The organism is Variovorax sp. KBW07 (assembly GCF_003852515.1).
GTDB lineage: Bacteria > Pseudomonadota > Gammaproteobacteria > Burkholderiales > Burkholderiaceae_C > Variovorax.
The window spans coordinates 1-310 of the sequence record NZ_QAJK01000273.1; the positions used below are offsets into that span (position 1 = coordinate 1).

A 310-nucleotide genomic window follows, 5' to 3' on the forward strand; every position below is an offset into this window, starting at 1 on the left:
GGTCGGCACCGACAGCCACACGCCGCACGTCGATGCGCTGGGCGTGGTCGCGGTCGGCGTGGGCGGGCTCGAGGCCGAGAACGTGATGCTGGGCCGCGCCTCGTGGATGCGGCTGCCCGTGATCGTCGGGGTTGCGCTGTCCGGCAAGCCACAGCCGGGCATTACCGCGACCGACGTGGTGCTGGCGCTGACCGAGTTCCTGCGCCAGGCCAAGGTGGTCGGCGCGTACCTGGAGTTTCATGGCGCGGGCGCGGCCAGCCTCACGCTGGGCGACCGCGCGACCATCTCGAACATGGCGCCCGAATACGGC

The 310-nt window shown here is 71.9% G+C and carries 1 protein-coding gene; it reads left to right on the forward strand.

Going from position 1 to position 310, the window contains the following annotated elements; genetic code table 11:
* Positions 1-310, forward strand: a 310-nt coding sequence (locus DBV14_RS33145; RefSeq protein WP_260397322.1) for an aconitase family protein, incomplete at both ends; no start/stop codon positions are given.